The 18424-nt window shown below is 60.0% G+C and carries 13 protein-coding genes and 1 pseudogene; 7 read left to right on the forward strand and 7 right to left on the reverse strand.

Annotation, left to right across the window (positions count from 1 at the left end; translation table 11 throughout):
- A pseudogene (locus WLY71_RS06890) lies at window positions 1-200 on the reverse strand (hypothetical protein); the annotation flags it as partial.
- Window positions 201-303: 103 nt separating this feature from the next.
- Between WLY71_RS06890 and WLY71_RS06895 the strand changes: the two are divergent.
- Window positions 304-741 (forward strand): universal stress protein, encoded by a 438-nt coding sequence (locus WLY71_RS06895; protein WP_008151425.1) that lies wholly within the window; start codon window positions 304-306, stop codon window positions 739-741.
- A gap of 66 nt (window positions 742-807) precedes the next feature.
- Here WLY71_RS06895 and WLY71_RS06900 read toward each other — a convergent pair whose 3' ends face one another.
- Window positions 808-2727: an ATP-binding cassette domain-containing protein gene (locus tag WLY71_RS06900; protein WP_056744292.1), complete on the reverse strand. Its 1920-nt coding sequence runs from the start codon at window positions 2725-2727 to the stop codon at window positions 808-810.
- Window positions 2728-2940: 213 nt separating this feature from the next.
- On the opposite strand from WLY71_RS06900, the gene WLY71_RS06905 reads away from it, so the two are divergent.
- A complete protein-coding gene (locus WLY71_RS06905) occupies window positions 2941-4869 on the forward strand; it encodes a transglycosylase SLT domain-containing protein (protein ID WP_347802974.1) in 1929 nt (642 codons plus the stop codon).
- A 72-nt stretch (window positions 4870-4941) separates the two neighbouring features.
- Here WLY71_RS06905 and WLY71_RS06910 read toward each other — a convergent pair whose 3' ends face one another.
- Together WLY71_RS06910 and WLY71_RS06915 are read right to left on the reverse strand one after the other, a co-directional pair.
- The gene (locus tag WLY71_RS06910) at window positions 4942-5976 is read right to left on the reverse strand and encodes a Fic family protein (protein ID WP_347803008.1); all 1035 of its coding nucleotides are present in this window, start codon (window positions 5974-5976) and stop codon (window positions 4942-4944) included.
- A 68-nt stretch (window positions 5977-6044) separates the two neighbouring features.
- Window positions 6045-7820 carry an ABC transporter transmembrane domain-containing protein gene (locus WLY71_RS06915; protein WP_347802975.1) on the reverse strand — a complete coding sequence of 592 codons (1776 nt, stop codon included), beginning with the start codon at window positions 7818-7820 and terminating at the stop codon, window positions 6045-6047.
- A 260-nt stretch (window positions 7821-8080) separates the two neighbouring features.
- Here WLY71_RS06915 and WLY71_RS06920 point away from each other — a divergent pair, with 260 nt between their 5' ends.
- Window positions 8081-8260, forward strand: coding sequence for a PA1571 family protein (locus WLY71_RS06920; RefSeq protein WP_033061931.1), 180 nt, complete (start codon window positions 8081-8083; stop codon window positions 8258-8260).
- Window positions 8261-8371: 111 nt separating this feature from the next.
- Here WLY71_RS06920 and pdxB read toward each other — a convergent pair whose 3' ends face one another.
- Window positions 8372-9514 carry a 4-phosphoerythronate dehydrogenase PdxB gene (gene pdxB, locus WLY71_RS06925; protein WP_347802976.1) on the reverse strand — a complete coding sequence of 381 codons (1143 nt, stop codon included), beginning with the start codon at window positions 9512-9514 and terminating at the stop codon, window positions 8372-8374.
- A gap of 175 nt (window positions 9515-9689) precedes the next feature.
- On the opposite strand from pdxB, the gene WLY71_RS06930 reads away from it, so the two are divergent.
- Entirely contained in the window at window positions 9690-11099 is a 1410-nt protein-coding gene (locus WLY71_RS06930) for an MATE family efflux transporter (RefSeq protein ID WP_347802977.1), read from the forward strand.
- Here WLY71_RS06930 and tusA read toward each other — a convergent pair.
- Together tusA and rlmM are read right to left on the reverse strand one after the other, a co-directional pair.
- Window positions 11096-11347, reverse strand: coding sequence for a sulfurtransferase TusA (gene tusA, locus WLY71_RS06935; protein ID WP_347802978.1), 252 nt, complete (start codon window positions 11345-11347; stop codon window positions 11096-11098). The genes WLY71_RS06930 and tusA overlap by 4 nt on opposite strands.
- A gap of 185 nt (window positions 11348-11532) precedes the next feature.
- Complete coding sequence (gene rlmM, locus WLY71_RS06940; RefSeq protein WP_129442892.1) at window positions 11533-12606, reverse strand: 23S rRNA (cytidine(2498)-2'-O)-methyltransferase RlmM; 1074 nt, start codon at window positions 12604-12606, stop codon at window positions 11533-11535.
- A 222-nt stretch (window positions 12607-12828) separates the two neighbouring features.
- Between rlmM and acnA the strand changes: the two genes are divergently transcribed.
- The 3 genes from acnA (at window position 12829) to WLY71_RS06955 (ending at window position 18180) form a co-directional block, all read left to right on the forward strand.
- Window positions 12829-15570 carry an aconitate hydratase AcnA gene (acnA, locus tag WLY71_RS06945; protein WP_347802979.1) on the forward strand — a complete coding sequence of 914 codons (2742 nt, stop codon included), beginning with the start codon at window positions 12829-12831 and terminating at the stop codon, window positions 15568-15570.
- A gap of 149 nt (window positions 15571-15719) precedes the next feature.
- Window positions 15720-16511 carry a CPBP family intramembrane glutamic endopeptidase gene (locus WLY71_RS06950; protein ID WP_347802980.1) on the forward strand — a complete coding sequence of 264 codons (792 nt, stop codon included), beginning with the start codon at window positions 15720-15722 and terminating at the stop codon, window positions 16509-16511.
- 103 nt (window positions 16512-16614) lie between these two features.
- Window positions 16615-18180, forward strand: coding sequence for a methyl-accepting chemotaxis protein (locus WLY71_RS06955; RefSeq protein ID WP_347802981.1), 1566 nt, complete (start codon window positions 16615-16617; stop codon window positions 18178-18180).
- The last annotated feature ends 244 nt before the right edge of the window (window positions 18181-18424 follow it).

Here is an 18424-nt window from a genome sequence, read left to right on the forward strand (position 1 = left end):
CGATGGTACTGGGCGCAAGGGCTCGGTGGCTCCTGGCTCAGCCAGTGCGGCCAGTCCTGAGGCGCCAGTTGCATCGCCAATCCGATGCGTCGCGCCTCCATGCGCAGGGCCATACGGCCGCTCTGGTGGCGCGACGGTCGCAACCATGCCAGCGGACTCAGTACCACCAACAGGATTGACACCACTATCCAGACCGTCATATCTGTACTCCCGATTCTTGATGAGCGCATTGAGTCACTTTGAAAACAATGCGCTTGAAACCAGCCATACTTACCAATATTGCAACCTCAGGAGGAGCACCTCATGCCCTACAACCACATTCTGGTCGCTGTAGATCTAACCGAAGAGTGCGATCCTGTAATCCACCGCGCTCGCGAACTGTCGGTGAGCAACGGGGCGAAATTGTCCCTGGTGCATATTGTCGAGCCGATGGCCATGGCCTTTGGCGGCGACGTGCCCATGGACCTGTCACAACTGCAACAACAGCAGTTCGATCAGGCCAAAGAACGACTGGACCGACTGATCGTGAAGTATCCGGAACTCTCCAAGGAATACAGCCACCTGACCTACGGCCAGCCACGCCAGGAGATCCACCACCTGGCCAAGGAACAAACCTGCGACCTGATCGTGGTGGGCAGCCATGGCCGACACGGCCTGGCATTGCTGCTGGGCTCGACTGCCAATGACGTGCTGCACGGTGCGCCCTGTGATGTGCTCGCGGTGCGCCTGATCAAAAGCTAAACCACAGCGCCTACGAAAAGCCCGGCGCTCATCACTGAACGCCGGGCTTTTTTATAGCAGGATCATTCAGGCATCCAGCTCGGCCCAGCGCTCGACCATGACGTCGTGCTCAGCCTGCAACTGCTCCAACTGAGCGATCACTGCAGCGGTCTCGGCAGCAGGACGCTGATAGAAACCGGCATCGGCCATTTGCGCCTCAACGGTAGCGATCTGCTGCTCCATGGCTTCGATCTGGCCCGGCAACATTTCCAGCTCACGCTGCAACTTGTAGCTGAGCTTCTTCTTCGCCACCGGCGCTTCGACGACAGCAGCGACTGGCGCAGCTTCAGCCGTCACGACAGCGGAGGTCAGGTCGGCTTTGCCGGACTTGCTCTCGGTCACGCCCAACAGGCGCGGCGAGCCGCCCTGACGCAGCCAGTCCTGATAACCACCGACGTATTCGCGAACCTTGCCTTCACCTTCGAAGACCAGGGTGCTGGTGACCACGTTGTCGAGGAATGCCCGGTCGTGGCTGACCATCAGCACGGTGCCGTTGAAGGTCAGCAAGACCTCTTCCAGCAACTCGAGGGTTTCGACGTCGAGGTCGTTGGTCGGTTCGTCGAGGACCAGCAGGTTCGCCGGTTTGCTGAACAGTTTAGCCAGCAACAGACGGGCGCGCTCACCACCGGACAGCGCCTTGACCGGCGTGCGGGCACGCTGCGGGCTGAACAGGAAATCGCCGAGGTAGCTCAGCACGTGACGGCTCTGACCATCGATATCGATGAAGTCGCGACCTTCTGCAACGTTGTCAATTACGGTCTTTTCCAGGTCCAGCTGATGGCGCAACTGGTCGAAGTAGGCCACGTCGATGCGCGTCCCCTCTTCCACTGTGCCGCTGGTTGGCTGCAGACCGCTGAGCATCAGCTTCAGCAGTGTGGTTTTGCCGGTACCGTTGGCGCCCAGCAGACCGATACGGTCGCCGCGCGTCAGGACCATCGAGAAATCCTTGATCAGGAACGGGCCGCCCGGGTGAGCGAAGCTCACGTTATCGAGGACCATTACCTGCTTGCCGGACTTGTCAGCGGTATCCAGCTGGATGTTGGCCTTGCCGGTGCGCTCACGACGCTCGCTACGCTCGTTGCGCAGGGCTTTGAGGGCGCGGACTCGGCCTTCGTTACGGGTGCGGCGAGCCTTGATGCCCTGGCGGATCCAGACTTCTTCCTGGGCCAGTTTTTTGTCGAACAACGCGTTGGCGGTGTCTTCAGCGGCCAGCGAGGCTTCTTTGTGCACGAGGAAGCTGGCGTAGTCGCCGTTCCAGTCGATCAAGCCACCGCGATCCAGTTCGAGAATACGGGTCGCGAGGTTCTGCAGGAATGAACGGTCGTGCGTGATGAACAGCACGGCGCCCTGGAAATCCTTCAACGCTTCTTCGAGCCAGGCAATTGCACCGATGTCCAGGTGGTTGGTCGGTTCGTCGAGCAGCAGCAGATCGGGTTCGGAAACCAGAGCCTGAGCCAGCAGGACGCGACGACGCCAGCCGCCGGACAATTCGGCGAGGGTCTTGTCGGCCGGCAACTGCAGACGGCTCAACGTGCTGTCGACCAGTTGCTGCAAACGCCAGCCGTCACGGGCTTCGAGGTCGTGCTGGACGTGCATCAGTTTGTCCAGATCGGCGTCGGTGACGATGTTCTGGCTGAGGTGGTGATACTGCGCGAGCAGCTCGCCGACACCGTCCAGGCCTTCGGCCACCACGTCGAACACGGTCCGCTCGTCGGCTACCGGCAATTCTTGCGGCAATTCGCCAATCTTGAGGCCAGGTGCGCGCCAAACGGAGCCTTCATCAGGCTTCTGGTCGCCCTTGACGAGCTTCATCATGCTGGACTTGCCAGTGCCATTGCGGCCGATGATGCACACCCGCTCACCACGGGCGATCTGCCAGGACACCTTGTCCAACAACGGCATAGCGCCGAAAGCAAGGGACACATCGCTGAATTTGAGCAGGGTCATGAGCTTCTCCAAAAACCGGGCGCGCATTCTACCTGACTTGAGGCTTCAGAAGGCCGGCAATTTCACCTTCGCGACACTCTGCATGACAAATGTTGCGAACTGATGCTGACAGGCCGGCAAAGCTTTCGCCCGCTGCTGGCAAAAGGCTAAGCTACAGATAATTCAGCGCGGGCATTGCCCGCGCTTGTCATGATTTCTCTGCCCGGACGTCTCATGCGCAGTCGCCTTTTCAGTCTTTTATCCTGTTTTCTTCTTTCTGCCACTGCCGTTCAAACCGCCCAGGCGGTGGACCTGTCCACCCAGCGCCAGTATTACGATGAAGCCAAGCGTGCCCTCGCCAAGGGGGATACCGGTCCTTATTTCCGTTACAGCCAGGCCCTCAGCGATTACCCGCTGGAGCCGTACCTGGCGTATGACGAACTGACCGCTCGCCTTAAAACCGCGAGCAATGCCGAAATCGAGAAATTCCTCGCCGAGCACGGTGACCTGCCCCAGGCCAACTGGATGAAATTGCGCTGGCTGCGTTGGCTGGCCGAACGCGGCGACTGGGCGACCTTCGTAAAGTACTACGACCCGAAGCTCAATTTCACCGAACTGGACTGCCTGAACGCGCAGTATCAGATCGGGCATAACCAGAAAGCCGAAGGTTACGCCAACGCCAATAAACTCTGGCTGACCGGCAAATCCCAACCCGCCGCATGCGATGCGCTGTTTGGTATTTGGGCCGCCGAAGGTCAACTGACCGAGCAGAAGCGCTGGGAGCGCGCCAAGCTTGCCGCCCAGGCACGCAACTATCCGTTGGCCAACAGCTTGGTCAACGGACTGACCACCCTCGCCCCTCGCGGTCGTTTGCTGGTGGAGGTGGCGCAGAAACCCGAACTGCTCAACGCTCCTTCACGGTTCATTCCGGCCGACGAGCCGATGTCCGACGTGGTCAGCCTTGGCCTGCGCCGTCTGGCGCGGCAGGATCCTGACCGGGCGATGCAGATGCTCGATAGTTATGCCAGCAGCATGCACTTCTCCCGTGACGAAAAAGTGGCGATCGCCCGGGAAATCGGCCTGTCCCTGGCTAAACGGTTCGACAGCCGCGCGCTGGACATGATGACTAAATACGACCCGGAACTGCGTGACAACACGGTGTCCGAATGGCGCTTGCGTCTGCTGCTGCGCCTGGCCCGCTGGGACGATGCCTATCAGTTGACTCGCCGCCTGCCGCCGGACCTGGCGACCACCAACCGCTGGCGTTATTGGCAGGCCCGCAGCCTGGAACTGGCGCAGCCGCAGAACCCGGAAGCGCAGACGCTTTATAAGGGCCTCGCCCGCGAGCGTGATTTCTATGGCTTCCTCGCGGCGGATCGCTCGCAGTTGCCCTACTCGCTGAACAACAAACCGCTGGTGCTCAGCCAGGCGCTGATCAACAAGGTCCGCAATACCCCAGGCGTGCGTCGGGCGCTTGAGTTTCACGCTCGCGGACAGATCGTCGATGGTCGCCGCGAGTGGTACCACGTCAGCCGCCACTTCAGCCGCGACGAAATGGTTGCCCAGGCGAAACTGGCTTACGACCTGAAATGGTATTTCCCGGCAATCCGCACCATCAGTCAGGCGAAGTACTGGGACGACCTGGACATCCGTTTCCCGATGGCCCACCGCGAAACCCTGGTGCGCGAAGCCAAGGTTCGTGGCTTGCATTCGAGCTGGGTGTTCGCTATCACCCGTCAGGAAAGTGCTTTCATGGCCGACGCCCGTTCCGGCGTCGGCGCCAGCGGCCTCATGCAACTGATGCCCGGCACCGCCAAGGAAACCGCGCGCAAGTTCAGCATTCCACTGGCCTCGCCGCAGCAAGTGTTCGATCCGGACAAGAACATCCAGCTCGGCGCCGCTTACCTGAGCCAGGTCCACAGCCAGTTCAATGGCAACCGCGTCCTCGCCTCCGCCGCCTATAACGCCGGCCCGGGTCGTGTGCGTCAGTGGCTGCGCGGGGCCGACCACCTGAGCTTCGACGTCTGGGTGGAAAGCATCCCGTTCGACGAAACCCGCCAGTACGTGCAAAACGTGCTGTCGTACTCGGTGATCTACGGCCAGAAGCTCAACTCACCGCAGCCGCTGGTGGATTGGCATGAACGCTACTTTGACGATCAATGAACCTGCTTTGAAGCACTGACAAAAATGCCCGCATCGATAGATGCGGGCATTTTTTATTCGCGTCCAGAACGTCTACGCCGACTTGAGCCGTGCAGCAATCCGTTTTCCATGCTGGGTCAGACGATATTTTTGAGCCGGGCTGCTTGGCGACTCGGGATTGGTCATTTCAATCAAATTGGCAGCCAATGCGGGCCTGAGGTAGTTAGCCCGAAAGGTCGCCTTGTGAGCCAAACCGACCTCGGTCATTAAGTCGCTGATTTTAAGCGGTCCGTTAACATGGAGCGCTGAAAGCAATTTCCCTACTGGGTCGCTTACCAGGTCGGTTACTGGGTCGGTTACTGATTCACTAAGGGCCGCTTCCTCAAGCGCGAGACTCAATGCTTGCAGCATGAACTCGACAAAAGGCGTCGACTCAGCCAACTGATCGGCCGCCGACAATGCCGCGTAATAAGCGTCCTGCTGCTCTCGAATTACCGCTTCGACAGGCAAATAGGCCAACACCGGGCGCCATTGACTGAGTATCAACGTCTGCCAAAGACGGCCCATACGCCCATTACCGTCAACGAAGGGATGGATGAACTCGAATTCGTAATGGAAGACGCAGCTGATGATCAGCGGATGCCAATCAGAATCGCCAAGCCACGCCAACAAGTCTTCAATCAATTGCGCAACGCGACTCGGCGGCGGGGCCATATGGACCAATTTATCGCCACGGTAAATGCCCACACCGGCTCGACGAAACTGACCGCAGTCGTCAATCAGTCCACCCATCAGCAACTCATGGGCTCGAAGCAAGTCGGCTCGATTACTCGGCTGCCACTCCGGCATGGCTTCATAAGCCGCAAAAGCGTTGCGCACTTCCTGGATTTCTCGCGGTAGACCAAGCACCCGCTGCCCTGCCAGAACAGCGGTGACCTGCTCAATGCTGAGCGTGTTGTTCTCAATAGCCAAAGAAGCCTGAATCGTACGAATCCGATTGCCCCGACGCAGTTGAGGCGTTTGCAGGCGTTCATTCATAGCCGCCATCTGACCGATTTTTTCGCTAATCCCGGCGACCAATGCCAGTATTCTGGTGGTCAGGGTCAACGGTGGTGGATAACGGCTCATATCCTTTTCCAGGTTCGCAACTGAGGCCGACATAATGCCCGAACCCGGCAGCATTCAGCAGCTCTCATTCATGCAGCTTCATGCCCATCGTTAAACTGCAACGCCGCCAACCGCGCATACAGCGCGTTGCTCGCAATCAATTCCTGATGCGTCCCCACCGCCACCAGTTTCCCTTGGTCCATCACCGCGATCCGGTCAGCGTTTTTCACCGTGGCCAGTCGGTGGGCGATGACCAGCGTGGTGCGGTTTCTCATCAGGCTCGGCAGGGCTTGCTGGATCAGGTGTTCGCTCTGGGCGTCAAGGGCGCTGGTGGCTTCGTCCAGTAGCAGAATCGGCGCGTCCACCAGCAATGCCCGGGCGATGGCCAGGCGTTGGCGCTGACCGCCGGATAAACCGAGGCCACCGTCGCCAAGATGGGTCTGGTAGCCGCTGGGCATTTGTTCGATGAAGTCGTGGGCGTAAGCGATTTTCGCCGCTTCCTGAACCTGGGCCAGGGTTGCCGTCGGGTTGCCGTAGCGGATGTTCTCTTCGATGCTGCCAAAGAACAGCGCCGGGGATTGCGAGACCAGGGCAAAGCAGCGGCGCAGGTCCAACGGATCGAGCTGAGTCAGCGGCACGCCATCGAGCAGGATGCGTCCTTCGGCCGGGTCGTAAAAGCGCAGCAGCAGATCATACACCGTCGACTTGCCGGCACCGGAGGGGCCTACCAATGCGACTGTTTCGCCAGCATTGATCGTCAGATTCAAACCATCGACCGCATAGCTTTCGGGACGCGACGGGTAGGAAAAGCGTACGTCTTGCAACACCAGGTCACCCTTCACCCGTTCAGGCAAGGTCACCAGGTCAGTGGTCGGTGGCCGGATGATGTTCTCCGAACGCAGCAATTCGGCTATCCGCTCGGCGGCGCCGGCGGCACGCTGCAGTTCGCCGATCACTTCGCTCAGCGTGCCGAATGCGCTGCCAACAATCAGGCTGTAAAACACAAACGCCGCCAGCTCGCCCGCGGAAATCCGCCCGGCGATGACATCCATTCCACCGACCCAGAGCATCACTCCGACCGCGCCAAGCACCAGTACGATCACCAGAGTTATCAGCCAGGCTCGTTGGAAGATTCGCTTGCGAGCGGTGTTGAAGGCCTCCTCCACCGTTGCGGCAAAGCGCTGCTCATCCTGGATCTGATGGTTGTAGGCCTGCACGGTTTTGATCTGGCCCAGGGTTTCGGAAACATAGCTGCCGATATCGGCAATCCGGTCCTGACTCAGGCGCGACAGGCTACGCACCCGACGGCCGAAGATCAGGATCGGCGCGATCACCAACGGTAACGCGACCACCACGATGCTGGTGAGCTTGGGGTTGGTGATAAACAGCAAGACAATCCCGCCGATCACCATCAACAGATTGCGCAGGAACAGCGACAGCGAAGAGCCGATCACCGATTGCAGCAGCGTGGTATCAGCGGTCAACCGCGACTGGATTTCGGAGCTGCGGTTGTCTTCGTAGAATCCCGGGTGCAGGTAAATCAGATGATTGAACACCTGACGACGGATGTCCGCGACAACGCGCTCACCGATCCATGAGACCAGGTAAAAACGCGCGAAGGTGCCAAGCGCCAGCCCGACCACGAGCAACATAAACAAGCCGATGGACTGGTTGAGCAAATGCGGCGATTGGGTCATGAAACCCTGATCCACCAGTAGGCGAATCCCCTGCCCCATGGACAAGGTAATACCCGCCGTGACAATCAATGCGAGCAAGGCACCGACGGCCGGCCAGCGATAAGGCGCAATGAAACGCAGGGCCAGGCGCATGGCGCGCCGTTGACGGGATGATAGGATGGAGATCATTCGATGGCGCAACCAGTAGGGTTTGACGCGATCAAGCCTACACCGGTCGATGGGATTGAACGCTGTAAATCATAATGAGTCAGGTTAAATATGACGGCAAAGACTAGGTCCTAGACGGTATTGGTCTAAAGTCCGGGTGGCAACGCCGCGGTATTTCTGGTGGACTGATGTTGCCGCTCTGGAAAGATCGCAGGGAGTTGTCACAGCCCGGTCACGTGGCGGTTCTACAGTAAGCACACAACCTGATGAGGAGACAGGCCATGTCCTTGCAAAACAGCAGCGAAGACAAGATTGAAGTGATCCGCACACAGCCAGACCAGTCTCTGGGTTGCTCAATTATCGATAAGGATGGGCGCGAAGTACCGATCACTGAAGGCATGATCCAGGACGCTTGCCGCGAACTGGAAAAGCGATTGGTCAAGCCTGCCGAACAAAAGTGATATAGCCACCGTCTTCTTGACCCGGCCTCTGATGGCCGGGTTTTTTATGGATGCTGCTCCAGAATGGAGGTGCGGCCATTCGACTTGCTCGCGAAAGGGCCGACGCGGTCTCTAGACAGCCGTTGCGCCCAACGCCGCCACAATCCTCTGCAACTCAGGCGAATCCCCCTCGATCCGCATCTGCAACCCATCAATCTCACGCCGCAGCGGATAATGTTTGCGCAGTGAATCGAACGCTGCACGCTGCTCATTCACATTGCCTACAAGGCTGCGACGGAAATCCGCATCATCACGGCGCGGGTCGTACACGCCACGGCACAACATGGCCAGCGCCCAGGCGGGATCGCTTTCAGCGTTCAAGGTCACTTGCGACAACCAGGATGCGGGCAGCAAATCGCTCAAGCTGATCTGGGCCGGTTGCCCAAGAAAATCGCAATACGCCTGATAAATCTGCGCGGTGCCACGCTGTCTGCCGTCGAGGCTGTAACCGGCAATGTGCGGCGTCGCCAGCACGCAGAGTTCGGCCAGTGCCACATCGACCTCGGGCTCACCTTCCCAGACATCCAGCACTGCTTGCAGGTCTTCACGTTGCAGCAGCACCTGGCGCAGCGCGGCGTTGTCCACCACCGGGCCACGACTGGCGTTGATCAGCCATGTGCCGGGTTTGAGCTGGTTCAAACGGTGTTTATCGAACAGATGCCAGGTCGACTGGGCGCCGTGTTTCTTCAACGGCGTGTGCAGACTGATGACATCGCACTGCTCGATGATCTGTTCGAGGCTGACGTAATCGCCACCTTCTGCGGCTTGCCTTGGCGGATCGCAGACCAGCACGTTCCAGCCCAGACCTTGCAGAACCTTGACCAACCGGCCGCCCACTTCACCGGCACCGACAATGCCGTAGGTGCGTTGAGTCAGGTCGGCGCCTTCGATTTCGGCCAGGGTCAGCAGACTGCCGAGCACGTAGTCGACCACGCCCCGGGCGTTGCAGCCGGGTGCGCTGGACCAGGTGATGCCGGCCCGCTGAAAGTAATCCAGATCCAGGTGATCCGTGCCGATGGTGCAGGTGCCGACAAAGCGTACCTTGCTGCCTTCGAGCAACGCGCGGTTAACGTTGGTCACCGAGCGCACCAGCAGCACATCAGCCTGTTCGACGGTGGCGCGGTCAATGGAACGTCCCGGCACCCGGCGGATTTCACCGAAACCTTCGAAGAAGGCATCGAGCAGCGGGATATTTTCGTCGGCAACAATCAGCATGGCAGGCTCCTTTGGCGGATCGGCAGTGTAGGCGGAGATGGAGGTGATGGGCCACTGGGGATGCAGAATCATTCAAAATCCGATTACAAATCCCTAACACAGGACTTTTCCTGACCACTGCGTCAGGGCGTAGAATGCGCCGCCTTGCGCATCAATATCTTTGGACGTTTCGCCCTTGAATTCCGTGACTGACCGCCCCGCCGCTATTTCCCTCACCCGTCCGGCCCGGGTTCGCCTGGAGCTGAAAAACCTGCTCGGCCTGGCCTTGCCGATCATGATCGCGCAACTGGCGACCACCGCCATGGGCTTCGTCGATGCGGTGATGGCGGGCCGGGTCGGGCCACGGGATCTGGCGGCGGTGGCGCTGGGCAACTCGATCTGGGTGCCGGTGTTTCTGTTGATGACCGGCACGCTGCTGGCTACTACCCCGAAAGTCGCCCAGCGTTTCGGCGCCGGCACCCACAGCGAGATCGGCCCGATCGTGCGCCAGGCACTGTGGCTGGCGCTGGTGGTGGGGTTGATGGCGACCGGCATGTTGTTCAGCGCCGAACCGATTCTGCACATCATGAAGGTCGATCCCGAACTGATCGGCCCGTGCATGCAATACCTGCATGGCATCGCCAGCGGTTTGCCCGCCGTCGCGCTCTACCATGTGCTGCGCTGCTTCAGTGACGGCCTGGGGCGCACGCGTCCGGCCATGGTGTTGGGTCTGTGCGGGCTGGCGCTGAACATTCCGCTGAACTACGTCTTCATCTATGGCCACTTTGGTGTGCCGGCCATGGGCGGTGTCGGTTGCGGCTGGGCCACGGCGATCGTGATGTGGGTGATGGCCCTGGGCATGGCCGGGTGGGAGCGCTGGGCGCCGGCGTATCAGTCAAGTCAGTTGTTCAGCCGTTTCGACTGGCCGCAGTGGTCGGTGATCAAACGCCTGCTGGGCATCGGCCTGCCGATCGGCATCGCGGTGTTCGCCGAGTCGAGCATCTTCGCGGTGATTGCGCTGCTGATCGGCAGCCTCGGCGCGACGGTGGTGGCCGGGCACCAGATCGCGCTGAACTTCAGCTCGCTGGTGTTCATGATTCCCTACTCCCTTGGCATGGCCGTGACCGTGCGCGTTGGCCAGGCGCTCGGCCGTCAGGAACCGCGCGAGGCCCGCTTCGCCGCCGGTGTCGGCATGGGCACGGCGCTGGCCTATGCGTGCATTTCCGCGAGCATGATGCTGTTGCTGCGTGAACACATCGCAACGATCTACACGGCTGATCCGACGGTGATTCAGGTCGCGGCGATGCTGATTGTGTATTCGGCGCTGTTCCAGTTTTCCGATGCGATCCAGGTGACGGCTGCCGGCGCGTTGCGCGGCTATCAGGACACCCGGGTGACGATGATCCTGACGCTGTTCGCTTACTGGGGGATTGGTTTGCCGGTGGGTTACGCGTTGGGCCTGACCGATTGGTTCGGCGCACCGAGCGGCCCGAGCGGGCTGTGGCAGGGTTTGATCGTGGGCTTGAGTTGCGCGGCACTGATGCTGTCGATCCGCCTGACGCGCAGTGCACGCAAGCGGATTCGCATCAGCCATTCGGCGGGTTAAGCGAGTTTCTTGCGGATCCAGTAGAGGTAGGTGCCTGCCTCTTCGTACTGCGCCACCAGTTCGTGGTCGAGAAACACGCAGAACTTGGGAATGTCGCGACGGGTCGACGGGTCGGTGGCGATCACCTTGAGCAGGCCGCCGGGCACCAGGTCACGGATGTGCTGGTGCAGCATCATCACCGGTTCCGGGCAGTTGAGGCCGGTGGCGTCGAGGGTGCCGTCAACCGGCGTATCAATCATTTCACTCATGATTCACTCCTGAAACTTGCCGGCATTGTCGCGCATTGTCGCGCATTGCCGGGTGTTCGGTCATCTGTGGCATAACGCGGTCCTTGTGGGAGCTGGCTTGCCTGCGATGGCATCAACTCGGTTCGACGTCAAACCGAGTCGCCTGCATCGCGGGCAAGCCCGGCTCCCACAGGGATATCAGCGCTTCAGCGGGACTTGGGTTTCTTTACGTCGAGCCGGCGCAAATGGCAGGTCACTTCTTCACGGTCGTGGTACAGCTGCTTGCAGCCGATCTCGACCCGAATACCGCGTTCTTTGAACCCGTCGGCAATGCGCTCCAGCAAACGCTTCACTTCGGCGTAACGCTGTTTCATCGGCAGTTTGAGGTTGACCACCGCTTCGCGGCAATGCCCCTCGCCAATCCACTCTTCCAGCATCGCGGCGTTGCGCGCCGGTTTCTCGACGATGTCGCAGACCATCCAGTCCACCGGTTGCTTGGGCTTGAAGGTGAAACCGTCAGCCATCAAGTGTTGCACCAGACCGGTGTCCATCAGGCTTTCGGCCATCGGGCCGTTGTCGATCGCGGTCACCAGCATGCCGCGGTTGACCAGCTGCCAGGTCCAGCCGCCGGGAGCAGCGCCAAGGTCGACGCCGGTCATGTCGCTGTGCAGGCGCTCATCCCATTGATCGCGCGGGATGAAATGGTGCCACGCCTCTTCCAGCTTCAGCGTCGAACGGCTCGGCGCTTCACGCGGAAACTTCAGCCGCGGAATGCCCATCGGCCACATCGCCGAGTTGTTCGACTCGGCCAGCCCCATGAACACTTCGCGGCCACTTTTGAAGGTCAACAGCAGACGCGGTTTGTGGGCATCTTCAACCAGTTTGCCAGCCGCCATCAGCGCCTTGCGCAAGTGGCCTTCGAACTTCTTGCAGAAGTTCGACAGTTCCTTGCCATCGTTGGTGTCGACCATTTCCAGCCACAGGCTGCCGCACAGCGGGAAGTCCGCCATGTGCGCGAGGATCACGCTGATGCGGTCGGTTTCCGGCAGATCGATGAAGATCCCGCGGGCCCATTGGCGCGGGAAGATCAGATCGGCGAAACGCTGACCACGCATCAGGCGCTCGGCGCCGTCTTCTTCGGTGCAGATGAATTCGGCGCAGGCGCTGGCGGTCTTGGCCTTGGCATAACCGGCCACGTTCAGCCGCGCGGCATGTTCGGAAATCTCGGAACAGACTTCGCTTTCGAAGCCCGGCCGGCAATGCATAAAGAGGGTGTTCATTCTTACTCCTGGGCAGATGGCGAGAAATTCAACCACTGCGCGATGCCCAGACTTGCGTTGAAGCAAAGCCTGTCACGAAAACCGGCGCATGATAGCCGAGTTCGGAACCTTGGACTTGTCGATAGAGTCCAGTTATTAGCCAGCTACTTAAAACAGGGCTAGTTTTAATGCTCTGTCCGTCCCCTCAGTCCGTAGCCGTGCGGACTCAAAGGAGTGATCGTAATGCCGTCCCTCGATAGCCTGAACACCCTTAAAACCCTGCAAGTCGACGACAAGACCTACCACTATTTCAGTCTGCCCGACGCTGCCAAGAGCCTCGGCGATCTGGACAAACTCCCCATGTCGTTGAAAGTGCTGCTGGAAAACCTGCTGCGCTGGGAAGATGAAAAAACCGTCACCGGCGCCGACCTCAGGGCGATTGCCGCCTGGCTCAAGGAGCGTCGCTCCGACCGCGAAATTCAGTACCGTCCCGCGCGGGTATTAATGCAGGACTTTACCGGTGTTCCCGCCGTGGTCGACCTGGCCGCCATGCGCGCCGCCATGGCCAAAGCCGGCGGCGACCCGCAGCGTATCAATCCGCTCTCCCCCGTGGATTTGGTGATCGACCACTCGGTGATGGTCGACAAATTCGCCAGCGCCAGCGCCTTCGAACAGAACGTCGACATTGAAATGCAGCGCAACGGTGAACGTTATGCGTTCCTGCGCTGGGGCCAAAGCGCCTTCGACAACTTCAGCGTGGTGCCGCCGGGCACCGGGATCTGCCACCAGGTGAATCTGGAATACCTGGGGCGCACGGTCTGGACCAAGGACGAGGACGGGCGCACGTATGCCTTCCCGGACACCCTGGTCGGCACCGACTCCCACACCACAATGATCAACGGCCTCGGCGTGCTCGGCTGGGGCGTCGGCGGGATCGAAGCGGAAGCAGCGATGCTTGGCCAACCGGTGTCGATGCTGATCCCGGAAGTGATCGGCTTCAAACTCACCGGCAAGCTCAAGGAAGGCATCACCGCCACCGATCTGGTGCTGACCGTCACCCAAATGCTGCGCAAGAAAGGCGTGGTCGGCAAATTCGTCGAATTCTACGGCGACGGCCTCGCCGATCTGCCGCTGGCCGACCGTGCGACCATCGCCAACATGGCCCCGGAGTACGGCGCCACCTGCGGCTTCTTCCCGGTGGACGACATCACCCTGGACTACCTGCGTTTATCCGGTCGCCCCAGCGAAACCGTGAAACTGGTCGAGGCCTACAGCAAAGCCCAGGGTCTGTGGCGCCTGCCGGGCCAGGAACCGGCGTTCACCGACAGCCTGGCGCTGGACATGGGCAGCGTCGAAGCCAGCCTTGCCGGGCCGAAACGCCCACAGGATCGGGTATCGCTACCGAATGTCGCGCAAGCGTTCAGTGACTTCGTCGACCTGCAATTCAAACCCACCAGCAAGGAAGTCGGTCGCCTCGAAAGTGAAGGCGGCGGTGGCGTCGCGGTGGGCAATGCCGATCTGGCCGGTGAAGCAGACTACGAATACGACGGTCAGATTTATCGATTGAAAAACGGCGCGGTGGTGATTGCCGCGATCACCTCCTGCACCAACACCTCCAACCCGAGCGTGATGATGGCCGCCGGCCTGGTGGCTAAGAAAGCCGTAGAAAAAGGCCTCAAGCGCAAACCGTGGGTCAAGAGCTCGCTAGCCCCAGGCTCGAAAGTGGTCACCGACTACTACAAGGCTGCCGGCCTGACTCAATACCTTGATGAACTGGGTTTTGCTCTGGTCGGTTACGGCTGCACCACGTGCATTGGCAACTCCGGGCCATTGGCGGAGCCGATCGAAAAAGCCATTCAGGCCGCCGACCTGACCGTCGCCTCGGTGCTGTCGGGCAACCGCAACTTCGAAGGTCGCGTGCATCCTCTGGTGAAAACCAACTGGCTGGCCTCCCCACCGCTGGTCGTCGCTTATGCGCTGGCCGGGACGGTGCGCATCGACATCAGCAGTGAACCTTTGGGTACCGACAAAGAGGGCAATCTGGTTTATCTGCGGGATATCTGGCCGAGCACCAAAGAAATCGCCGACGCGGTGAACCAGGTCAACACCGCCATGTTCCACAAGGAATACGCCGAAGTGTTTGCCGGCGATGAGCAATGGCAGGCGATTGAAGTGCCGCAAGCGGCGACCTATCTCTGGCAGGACGATTCGACGTACATCCAGCATCCACCGTTCTTCGATGACATCGGCGGGCCGCCGCCGGTGGTCAAGGACGTCGCCGGTGCCAGAGTCCTCGCATTGCTCGGCGATTCGGTAACCACCGATCACATCTCCCCGGCCGGCAACATCAAGGCCGACAGTCCGGCAGGCCACTACCTGCGCGAGAAAGGCGTGGAGCCACGGGACTTCAACTCCTACGGCTCCCGTCGCGGCAACCACGAAGTGATGATGCGCGGCACCTTTGCCAACATCCGCATTCGTAACGAAATGCTCGGCGGCGAAGAAGGCGGCAATACGATTTACATCCCCACCGGGGAGAGGATGCCGATCTACGATGCAGCCATGCGCTATCAAGCCTCGGGCACACCGCTGGTGGTGATAGCCGGGCAAGAATACGGCACCGGCTCGAGTCGCGACTGGGCGGCCAAGGGCACCAATCTGCTGGGGGTCAAAGCGGTCATTGCGGAAAGTTTCGAACGGATTCACCGCTCCAACCTGGTGGGCATGGGCGTGTTGCCGTTGCAGTTCAAGCTGGATCAAAACCGCAAGAGCCTGAACCTGACCGGTAAGGAAACGCTGGATATTCTGGGTTTGACTGGCGTCGAGCTGACACCGCGGATGAACCTGACACTGGTGATCACCCGTGAAGACGGCAGCCGCGAGAAAGTCGAGGTGTTGTGCCGGATCGATACCCTGAATGAGGTGGAGTACTTCAAGTCGGGGGGGATTTTGCATTACGTGTTGCGGCAGTTGATTGCCTCGTAACAGCCTGCTGACACAGACACCGCCTTCGGGCGGTGTTTTTGTTTGGGTTGTACCTGTCTCTAATCAATCTTCAAAATAAAAAGACTTCAAGACAGTTGCTCCCACATTGACCGAGGCCCTTTGCACATTTCTAGACACAAGGATTTTCAATGATTGCCCTGCCATGGATTTACCTGGCCCTTCTTTCTATTGGCTATGGTCCGGCACTGACCTACGGCCACCTCGGTTGGCTGGCTAGCATCTCCGTCGCTTTGCTGCTGTTCGCCGGCTTCGCAGTCCGCCAACAAAAGCTCTCCATCGCGTGCTACCTCGGTCACGCCTTATTCATTGTCCTGGCCCTGGCACTGGCGATGCACTGGCTTCCCGGTTTCTTCAACGGTCGCGCCATCGCCCCCCAGCGATTCACCGACGATGCCGTGCCGTTTTCCATGTACCTGAATCTGGACAAACCACTAATAGGCTTTTGGCTGTTACTGGTCTGCCCGTGGATTGTCGGCCGGCGCTCGCTGCGCCTTTCCATTTATGCCACTGCTATGGCGCTGTCCCTGAATGCCGTGCTGGCCTTGGGTGGCGCGCTGTTGCTGGGCGTGATCAGTTGGGCACCGAAGTGGCCGGATCAAGCCTGGTTGTGGCTACTGAACAATCTGCTGCTGGTGACCCTGGTCGAGGAAGCACTCTTTCGCGGCTACATCCAGGGCGGTCTGACCCGGCGCTTCAAAAACCTGCCTTACGGTGAAAACCTCGCCCTGCTCCTCACCTCGCTGCTGTTCGGCCTGGCGCATGTGGGCGCCGGCTGGCAATGGGTGTTGCTGGCGAGCCTGGCGGGTGTCGGCTATGGTCTGGCCTACCGTTTTGGTGGCTTGGGTGCGGCCATCGCCACCCATTTCGGCCTGAACCTGCTGCACTTCGGCCTGTTCACTTATCCGATGCTTGCCGGCTGACGCAAGGGTCGTTTTGCGACGCGCCACTGACTACTGAAAAATAATCTCAATAAATGGCTGACGATGCCGACAACCCGTCAAAGCCTTGCGGATTGAAAAAGCCATGCGTAACAACCAGCCTATTACTCAACGCGAACGGACCTTCCCGGCTCAGCAACGGTTGATTTCCACCACCGATGCCAAGGGCGTGATCACCTACTGCAACGACGCCTTCGTCGAGATCAGCGGGTTCTCTCGTGAAGAGCTGATCCGTGCGCCGCATAACCTGGTCCGTCACCCTGACGTCCCGGCCGCGGTGTTCGCGCACATGTGGGGCACATTGAAACAAGGCTTGCCATGGATGGGCATTGTCAAGAATCGCTGTAAGACCGGTGATCACTACTGGGTTAACGCCTATGTCACGCCGGTTTTCGAAGGCAATCAGGTGGTCGGTTACGAATCGGTGCGGGTCAAACCCACCGCCGAGCAGATCCGCCGTGCCGAAGCGCTCTACCAACGCATCAACCAGGGCAAGTCGGCGATTCCTTCAACGGACAAATGGCTGCCAGTGCTGCAGGACTGGCTGCCGTTCATCCTCGTCAGCCAGCTGAGCTTCATGATCGGCGCGTCGCTCAATTCCCAATGGGGTTTTGCGTTGGCCGCCGGCCTGTCGGTGCCATTGGGTCTGTTGGGGTTGAGCTGGCAACAGCGCGGCCTCAAGCGTCTGCTTCACCTGGCCGGGCAGACCACCTCCGACCCGCTGATCGCGCAGATGTACACCGACAGTCGCGGCGCTCAAGCACGCCTGGAGATGTCGATCCTCAGCCAGGAGGCCCGCCTGAAAACCTGCCTGACCCGTCTGCAGGACACCGCCGAGCACCTGAGCGACCAAGCGAAACAGTCCGACACCCTGGCGCATAACAGCTCCAACGGTCTGGAACGCCAACGCGTCGAAACCGAGCAAGTGGCCACCGCCGTCAACCAGATGGCCGCCACCACGCAGGAAGTCGCCAGCCACGTACAGCGCACGGCCGATGCGACTCAGGAAGCCAATCGCCTGACCGGTCGCGGCCGCGACATCGCCGGGGAAACCCGCGAAGCCATCCAGCGCCTGTCGGTGGTGGTCGGTGAAACCGGTCTGACCGTGACCCAACTGGCCAAGGACAGCGACGAAATCGGTGGCGTGGTCGATGTGATCAAAGGCATCGCCGACCAGACCAACCTGCTGGCGTTGAACGCCGCCATCGAAGCGGCCCGTGCCGGTGAGATGGGTCGTGGCTTTGCGGTGGTGGCTGACGAAGTCCGTCAACTGGCGCAACGCACCAGCGAATCCACCGGGCAGATCCACGCCTTGATCGCCAAGCTGCAACAGACCGCCAGCACCGCGGTGCAAACCATGGAAGCCGGGCATCGCCAGGCCGAAGAAGGTGTTGCGCGGGTATTGGAAGCGGATCAGGCACTGGTGGGGATCAGCGAAGCGGTGGCCAACATCACCGACATGACCACCCAGATCGCTGCGGCTACCGAAGAGCAAAGTGCAGTGGCCGAAGAAATCAGCCGCAACATCAGCAACATCTCGCACCTGGCGGATCAGACCTCGGAACAGGCGCAACACTCGGCGTTGTTGAGTGAAGAACTGACCAAAACCGCGAATACTCAGTATTCGTTGGTGGAGCGGTTTAACCGCTGACAAGCAAAAGATCGCAGCCTGCGGCAGCTCCTATAGGTGATCAGTGTAGGAGCTGCCGCAGGCTGCGATCTTTTGATCCTGAAAGCCCGGACAGCGAGAGCTTCCGGGTTTTTTATTTTCGGTGTGAAATCGATGGCGCCTGACAGATCGCAATCCTGAGACTTTTCTGTCGCCGCCGCATTAATTGGCGATCACTAACACCATAAACTCTTCTTGACAAGCAAACTCACCCTCACAAAAAAGA

Source organism: Pseudomonas rossensis (assembly GCF_039888995.1).
Taxonomy (GTDB): domain Bacteria; phylum Pseudomonadota; class Gammaproteobacteria; order Pseudomonadales; family Pseudomonadaceae; genus Aquipseudomonas; species Aquipseudomonas rossensis.